At 44.8% G+C, this 7,525-nt stretch carries 8 protein-coding genes and 1 pseudogene; 4 read left to right on the plus strand and 5 right to left on the minus strand.

Features of this window, described 5'->3' with window-relative positions:
* Positions 1 to 167: 167 nt before the first annotated feature.
* Positions 168 to 587 (plus strand): annotated as a pseudogene (locus tag NDI52_RS34430) (ISKra4 family transposase); the annotation flags it as partial.
* Between the two features lie 19 nt (positions 588 to 606).
* On the plus strand, positions 607 to 939 hold the full coding sequence (locus NDI52_RS34435; RefSeq protein WP_347280211.1) for a CHAT domain-containing protein: 333 nt from the start codon (positions 607 to 609) through the stop codon (positions 937 to 939).
* A gap of 125 nt (positions 940 to 1,064) precedes the next feature.
* On the opposite strand, the gene NDI52_RS34440 is transcribed toward NDI52_RS34435, so the two are convergent.
* From NDI52_RS34440 to NDI52_RS34460, 5 genes are all read right to left on the minus strand, one after another.
* Positions 1,065 to 1,256 carry an IS1 family transposase gene (locus NDI52_RS34440; RefSeq protein ID WP_347280210.1) on the minus strand — a complete coding sequence of 64 codons (192 nt, stop codon included), beginning with the start codon at positions 1,254 to 1,256 and terminating at the stop codon, positions 1,065 to 1,067.
* 7 nt (positions 1,257 to 1,263) lie between these two features.
* Positions 1,264 to 1,446: an IS1 family transposase gene (locus NDI52_RS34445; protein ID WP_277874886.1), complete on the minus strand. Its 183-nt coding sequence runs from the start codon at positions 1,444 to 1,446 to the stop codon at positions 1,264 to 1,266.
* A gap of 11 nt (positions 1,447 to 1,457) precedes the next feature.
* Positions 1,458 to 1,679 carry an IS1-like element transposase gene (locus tag NDI52_RS34450; RefSeq protein ID WP_242046004.1) on the minus strand — a complete coding sequence of 74 codons (222 nt, stop codon included), beginning with the start codon at positions 1,677 to 1,679 and terminating at the stop codon, positions 1,458 to 1,460.
* Positions 1,676 to 1,804 carry an IS1 family transposase gene (locus NDI52_RS34455; protein WP_242046005.1) on the minus strand — a complete coding sequence of 43 codons (129 nt, stop codon included), beginning with the start codon at positions 1,802 to 1,804 and terminating at the stop codon, positions 1,676 to 1,678. Before NDI52_RS34455 ends, NDI52_RS34450 begins: the two co-directional genes overlap by 4 nt.
* Before the next feature lie 76 nt (positions 1,805 to 1,880).
* On the minus strand, positions 1,881 to 3,578 hold the full coding sequence (locus NDI52_RS34460) for a calcium-binding protein (protein ID WP_190775680.1): 1,698 nt from the start codon (positions 3,576 to 3,578) through the stop codon (positions 1,881 to 1,883).
* Between the two features lie 1,456 nt (positions 3,579 to 5,034).
* Here NDI52_RS34460 and NDI52_RS34465 point away from each other — a divergent pair.
* Both NDI52_RS34465 and NDI52_RS34470 read left to right on the plus strand, forming a co-directional pair.
* Positions 5,035 to 5,199 carry a hypothetical protein gene (locus NDI52_RS34465; protein WP_190775681.1) on the plus strand — a complete coding sequence of 55 codons (165 nt, stop codon included), beginning with the start codon at positions 5,035 to 5,037 and terminating at the stop codon, positions 5,197 to 5,199.
* A 1,944-nt stretch (positions 5,200 to 7,143) separates the two neighbouring features.
* Entirely contained in the window at positions 7,144 to 7,437 is a 294-nt protein-coding gene (locus NDI52_RS34470; protein ID WP_348257171.1) for a PepSY domain-containing protein, read from the plus strand.
* Positions 7,438 to 7,525: the final 88 nt, after the last annotated feature.

A 7,525-nucleotide genomic window follows, 5' to 3' on the forward strand; every position in this document is an offset into this window, starting at 1 on the left:
CAAGACTCTAAAAACGATTTAGAGTTGGATAGTTGTGCTGAATTTTTGTCTACGACAAGATGCCTACCGCGTTATGCGATCTCATAACAGGCTTGACATTTAAGATAATCGCTTCTTTCAGATTTTGGCTTCTTTGGCAACCCTTACTGAGAATGGTGCAATATCTGAGCTATGGCAATACGCTCCCCACTCGCATCCCTCAGCAGTGGTTTGAGCGATTGCGCCATGCCTTACGTCACGGATATGTGGATCGCATTGTCCAAGAATTTGGACGGTTATTGAAGTACGACTCCACCCCGGCCGCAGCCAAGCCTGTCTTGACGCGAGTGCAGCAGTATTTGAGCCGTCATCGGACGCATTTGCAATATCGGCACTTCAAAAAGCTCGGGTTGCCCATCGGCTCAGGTATGGTGGAAAGTGCTTGCAAGTGGCTCATTACACAACGCTTTAAGGGAACTGGGATGCGTTGGAGTGAGGCAGGATTTAACCATCTGTTGCACTTGCGCCTGGCTTGGGTCAATGGACGTTTTGATCCCTTGTTCGCAGAACACCCCTTAATCCTCAATCTCTACTCCCCCAACCGCTAGGTGCGCCCGAGCCGACGGCATCGAAGTCGCAGGCATTAGCCCCTACTTTTTGGCAGCAAATCGCGCCAGCACAGTTATAGCATCCCTGTGGTTGGTTAACGATGCCAGTACCAGCACACTGATGCAGCAGTTCTATAACTACCTTGCCAGCGGCATGGGCAAAGCTGAAGCTTTGCGAGAGGCACAGCGATACTTACTGAATGCAAGCAGCGATCGCATCAATGACACTAATCGCACAGAAGATGCCACAGTGGCAGTAATTGACAATCGCACAGGAGAGGTACGATCGAGTGTTGATGCTAGGCATCCTTATTACTGGGCACCGTTTATTCTGATCGGTAACGGTCTCTGAAGTTCTGTCGCAAAAAAATTAATGACGAACAACCTATATCGTTCGCGCTGTTTTAATCCTCTAACCTAAATTGTTTCCTAGCTCGACTTTATCCATCTGGTAGTATTCTAGACCTATAGATGGAGCTAGATAACACGATCGAATTTGTAACGGTTTATGAATAAGCCGATGACAATATTGTGTAACCATTCAGACTTGGAAAAACAAATCGTTTTACGTGCTAATCGCTTAATTCGAGTTCGTAAGTTGAGATGCTTGCGTTCAATCCTTTGGGTGCTTACCCACCTCGTGCTGGTCTTCATCAAGAATTCTGGCATAGGCCCCCTAAGCGTCGGTATAAAAGCGACGAATACCAAAAGGAGCAAGTAGCACCATTAATTCTTTCAATGTAACCTCGATATGAGGAACCAAGACGTAAGCTAGGATTTTACCCGTTTGATGATCGATCGCATGCCACAACCAGCGTTCCTGCTTCTTGTTACCCACAAAGCTCCACATCTCGTCCATTTCGGCTTCATCTACCCGCTGCAGGACGATTTCACGTTCTGCGGGTGAGGCAGTTGTTCTAACAGTGCTTCGTTACCGGGAACCTGTTGACAGGATTTCTTTAATTCTTCAATCACGGTCGTGGGGCTAATACCCAACACCCGAGCCGTGTCCCGAATGCCGCTGCTATTAACAGCCATATCGGCTACCTGCTGCTTGACTTCGGAGAGATAGCCCCTGTAAGAAAATGTCAAATAAAGGTACTCAATGTACAGTCTGGGTGACAGCATTTATACCGCTGTTTACCTTCAGCCGATTTTGGATGCTTGACCACATCTGCTTCTCCACAGGCAGGGCAAAACACTGCTTCTAAAACCATAAGCTTTTGTGCTGGTAGATCTGTAGAGTATTCTGCCTCAGATTCACAGGTCTAGAACACCACCCACAGGTTTTACTTAAGCTTGTGTTAGAAAATCACTCGCTCTGAGTAACAGCCCATCTGTCACATCGGCAAATTGACCACCTGTTCCAAATCCACTTGCTGATCCGTTTGAATTGTAGAAACAACTACCAGATGCTCGAATATAAACAATTCGAGCAGAACTAGTTTTTGCTTGTTCAATAGTACTGACAGAAGCAAAACTAAAAGTATTCAATGCAGTAAAAGATGTCTTATCCAAAATGATTTTGTCTACACCTGAAACGAAGTCAGTAATGGTATCTACGCCAAAAGTAAGCTTGTTAAATACAGCGCCCGAATCAAAGACGAATCTGTCCTTGTTCTCTCCAGCAACCCCTCCAGTAAGAGTATCGTTACCTAGTCCACCCACTAAGGTATCATTACCTTCAAATTCACTTCCGATGAGCGTGTCATTGCCAGCACCACCTTTCAAAACAACATTAGAAACCTCCGAGATGATTCTGTTATTTAGGCTATTACCTACTCCTCTAATTCCATTATTCTGAGACAAAATTAAATTCTCAAAATTACTCTGCAAGGTATAAGTAACAGAAGTGGTGACAGTATCAGTTCCAGAATTTTGATCCTCAAAAACCTTATCAGAAATAGCATTGTCAATGTAGTACAAATCATTACCTATACCACCTCGCAAAGTGCTACTACCTAAACCACCATTCCAATCATCTAGAACATCGTTACCATCACCACCGATTAGTGTATTGCTTCCAATTCCACCATAAAGAAAGTCATCGCCCGCACCACCCTTCAGAGTATCGTTACCTTGATCATCAGTAATATTATCATTCCCTTCAAGTCCCTCAAGAATGTTGTTAGCTGCGTTACCTATCATATTATTGGCAATATCATTACCAATACCTTGAATAGCCACATTACCTAACAGCATTAGGTTTTCCACATCTGCTGCTTGAGTATTGTTCAGGCTATAAGAGACAAAGGACTTCACAAGATCAATGCCTGTACTGAGTTCTTCATTAATAACGTCAGTAGTATCGTCAACAATGTATGTATCACTACCAAGTCCACCTACTAAATAATCGCTGCCTGTCCCGCCATCAAGACTATCTTCACCATCTTGACCAAATAAGTGATCATTTCCTCCAAGCCCTTCAAGAGAATTGCTAGTCGAATTACCAACAAGATCGTTTACGAAACTGTTGCCTCTAGCATTAATAGAATTTTTACCAGATAATTGAATCGTCTCAATTGCGACACCTTCTGCCAAGATAAAGCTAGAGCCAGTTAAAATTACATCAAAGTCGCCTTCTCCAATATTCTCAATAAGAATATCTCTGTCAGATGGGTTAAGGTATGTGTCATTACCACTACCTCCAACTAAAGTGTTATCTATACCTCCACCATATAGATAATCATCTCCATCTCCTCCGTAGAGAAAATCATTGCCATCACTACCTTCTAGGGAATCATTGCCATCACCACCATAAATAGTGTCGTTCCCTCCTTGGCCTAGAATGTGGTCATTGCCAGAACCAACATTATTTTGTTCAGAACCGCCATAAAGTATGTCATTGTGAGCACTCCCATCAATAAAGTCATCACCGCCAAATCCTTCCTTAAAGTAAGGCCAACCAGCTATATTTCCAGTTAAATTATTAGAACCTTCATCGCCACCTTGATACTGATAGCTAATGCCATTCACTACTTTTATAGACACACTGATCTCCTAAAGCTTTAGTAGAAATGTCAACCAAAAATTGTTTTTTGAAAAAACAAGTGAACCTTACTTCAAATTTGAAGCAAAGGAAGCAGGTTCAGCTTAATAAAAATGAAACTGCAGGAAGGATTAAAAATTAAACCCTTTGATGCCAATAAATTGGCTGCCAAAGAAATATTGGACAAAGAGTTTTTTGGCAAGAACTTTAGGAATTCTTGCAGTTGATAAAATTGACGATTCAATTATCTGTTGAATCAACTTCTTGTAGCGATGTATACAGATTCTAAAACTCAGTTTTTTTGCCTTAGGAAAAGGTATTTAATCCTTTATAAATCCTAAAACTTAGTTAAAATTCGTCTGTTGATTTTCTATGTAAACTGTTAGCTTCTACTATCAAGCTCAAGGTCAATCAGATGAGGAGTTGAACCTACTGCGATTGATTGACAAGCAATACCTGAAAACACCGTTTTACGGCAGTCGTCGGATGACAGCCGTGCTATGCCAGTAGGGCTATGCAGTCAATCGCAAACGGGTTCAAAGCTTGGCTGAGCCGAGGCTTAGGGTTGGAGGTTATTTACCCCAAGCCTCGGCTCAGTCAAGCTTACCCAAAGATCAGGTGTATCCCTACTTGCTGTGTAACTTGGTGGTGAAGCACGCCGATCATGTCTGGTGTATAAATATCATCTACTTGCCTGCCTTGAAGGGGTATTTCTACTTAGTGGCGATGATGTTCGTCAGTGGATGGGTTGGTATAATCAAGAGCGACCGCGTCAAGCATTGAACTATTGCACTCCTGAAGTTGTGTATTCGGAGAAGCGAATAGATCAGGAAGATGCTTGAATGAGGCCATGGAGATCTCGTCCTTTCAAAGCTTAGAGATCCTTCGGAATTGTCCAACCACTTGGGTCCACTTTAGGCTTTCCTTTGAAGAACTACGGATTCTGGAGCGGGTTACTGATGGAGAACGAGTACTTCTTTACTCCCAAGCCCATCACTCTATCAATCATTTGAAAAGTTAATGCTGTGTATTTGCTCAAGCAGGTCATCCTGGCTTTTGTAGACTGCATCCAGATATTTCCTTTGCTTCTCGCACTGCTGCTGGAGCATCGTGATGTAAAAGTTTATTTCCTCATCTTCTCCAGGTAAACCTAAGATGCTGTTGGATGTCTGTTGCAGGGTATTCAGCTTTTCAAGGTTTTGAAGCATCTGTATATAGATGAGCCGATGTAACCTAGCCGTCTTATACACAAGATTGAAGGCTAGCTGAATTACGCTTCTATCAAGGTTTTTGGGTGCTTGATAACTCATAACCACGGACATAAACAGGGACATTAAAAATTCTGTTTTATGCTAAGACGCTTCCCGGTAGATACCCTTCATCAAAAGTTAGAAAAAGCACTTGCTCTTCACAAAGCAGCCGTATAAAAAAACTCCCAAGCTCGCAGCACGGGGACTTTTGCTGAGAAGGACTACGGAGTTTCAGAGTGAGCTAGTGGTGGCGATCGGCCTCTACTCGATACTCAATTTCCAGATTGAACAACTCCCTGTGGAGCCTTTTTACGATTTCAATTTTCTTCTGCCTGATGCTAATCAGCTCCACATCTTCGCCCTATCGCTCTAAGCTTTCAATCTGAAGCTGTAGAGCTTCAATACATTCGATACATTTCTGCAAAAACTCCTCAGTCTGCATCGCGTTCCCCCTGATTCCAAAGCTACAGACAGGTCCACCGAGTTCTCGTACCATTCCTAGTTAGCAGACGCCTCTATACTCACATCTAGCACAAAAAAGTAGGTCTAAGGTCCGCTACGGTTGGGCAGTGGGGCGATCGCCTCATATATGTAACAATGCGAGCAGCAAGCATAAGTCAGATTTCAGCCCACCCTTGAAGGCGGGCTTTTTATTGACGATCGTCCCTTGTGACACAATCCAATTGATTAGCACTGACGCTGCGTGCACTCCACCGCACTGCGGCTTTTATTTGAGACAATCCCGTATTCTCAGCCAGTGCCACCAATTTCCTCGTGGATCTGCTGTAGAGCTGCTGCTAGGCAGGATAGCAAGATATAAAAAGATCAATCAATGTTTCCCCCAGCAACAGAGCTGGGGGTTTTACTAAGGGCGTGTCTCTGTTGCCCTCTTCTACTGACATCCCTAGCTTTTTTCCTGATAGCATAATTTCAGATACATTTTGGGTTTCCCCGCACTCCTTTCAGGGGTGTGGGGTTTTCACTTGTTGCGCTGAGCAGCGATCGCTAGGAGCCTCCACCCCTGCTCCGCATTCCCCGCAAAAATGGGGGTTCTGGCACAAAACAGGAGTAGAAACACGCTACATGTTCTTACTCGGAAAATCGTAATCTGGAATATATCCTTGATAGATGACGTTGAGATGAGTGACTTTAGTTGGCTCGCTGATCTTCCTCCTCGGAGCCGCAAATCAGCAGGTTTTGTAGATCATTACCTTAATTCTTTCGCATCCCCTCGACTGCCCAATGATGCAGTCTATATGTGTGGGTGGAATGAGGCCCAAGAAATGGGTGCTAGAACTCAGAATAAATAAATTGCTGCCCGTCAACCCTACATCCGCTCCTGACAGTTGGGCTCTGGGCGATCGCTGGGAATTCTAAGCCAAGACCTTTGAAGGGGTTGCCGCTGTCACTTTGATGGCGGTTTTCTTTTGGGGTGGGCGATCGCCCATCAAACCGAATCGATACATGGGTGACGAATAGGGAACCTTAAGCCGGTACCTACCGAGTTTTGCCGTCGTCAAGATGAGTGATATTGAGATGAGTAGTAACTTTGGTTGGCCAGTTGGCCTTCCTCCTCACAGTCGCAAGTCGGCTGGCTTTATGGATCGTTGCCTTGATTCCTTTGCACCCCCTCGGTTCCCCGCCGATAGATTCTATATGCGTGGATGGGAGGATGCTGACAGAATAGGGGTTAAATCTAAAAATAGAGAGCTACCCTCGTTAAACTTGCCGTCGTTCAACTGACTCGCATTCTCCGCACCCACACCTAGCACCCTCAACAATTTCTGCCGCTCTATTAGTGTTTCTGCTGTCGGTCGGTGCCTGGTGCGGGTGGGAGGGTAGAGCCATAAAGCATACCTGATAAGCCTTGGCCTTTGTTGCCAAGGTTTTTTGTTGGGCTGCTGCGAGAGTATTTGCGTGGGAGAATTAGGAGACAAGATAAATCTTTCAACCACCCACGCCGCCTTGGGTGGTTTTCGTTTGCGCTCCTACCAGTGTTAGCATGACCGGCCCGCAGGCAACACAAACGGAGTGCAAGGGTAGGGCGATTGCCTCAAACTCACTTCCCTCCCCAGATGTTCCCCAGAACTGATTCCCACTCATCACGCTCTACGGCATGTGAGTACATTGAGGATAAACCTCGCAGCGTTGCCTGTCACGGTTAAGTAGAGCTATTAGCAGTGCATTTTGCAAAACAAGAATCGCCTCACCTGTTACCTCGAAAGGTTGACAAAATTATGACAGTTTGTCTTTTGACAAAGTCTTTTAGGGAAGGGATATTTGTCAAGTCTCTACTTCTAGCAACTGTCACCCAAACATGAGTGGATCTGCAACAGCCTCTAATCAATCTTCGACTACGCAATCTCCGGGTAATCGGTTCTACCGAACCGTGTGGCGCTGGCATTTCTATGCTGGTTTGTTTGTTATTCCCTTCATGCTCATTTTGGCGATCACGGGCATTATTTACTTGTTTAAGCCCCAACTTGATGCTGCCATGTATCGCAACTTGATGTTTGTGCAGCCTGGAGCTGACACTCTGCCTTATACGGAACAGGTACAGTCCGTCCAGAAGACCTATCCGGGTGCTAGGGTGAACGCATACGTTTCTTAATAATTGAGTGGCAGGAGTTGGAACTCAGGAGAAGAGAGCGTAGAATCCAGAGCAGTCCTGATGTTGAGGAGTGTTCTGTGATGATTGA

It is taken from the genome of Leptolyngbya sp. PL-A3, assembly GCF_039962325.1.
GTDB lineage: Bacteria > Cyanobacteriota > Cyanobacteriia > Elainellales > Elainellaceae > Vacuolonema.

Bases quoted from the DNA above. Each gene is read 5' to 3' on its own strand.
- NDI52_RS34440 (WP_347280210.1), bottom strand. From the start codon at position 1,256: ATGCCAGAATTCTTGATGAAGACCAGCACGAGGTGGGTAAGCACCCAA.
- NDI52_RS34445 (WP_277874886.1), bottom strand. From the start codon at position 1,446: ATGGACGAGATGTGGAGCTTTGTGGGTAACAAGAAGCAGGAACGCTGG.
- NDI52_RS34455 (WP_242046005.1), bottom strand. From the start codon at position 1,804: ATGGTTTTAGAAGCAGTGTTTTGCCCTGCCTGTGGAGAAGCAGATGTG.
- NDI52_RS34470 (WP_348257171.1), top strand. From the start codon at position 7,144: ATGAGTGGATCTGCAACAGCCTCTAATCAATCTTCGACTACGCAATCT.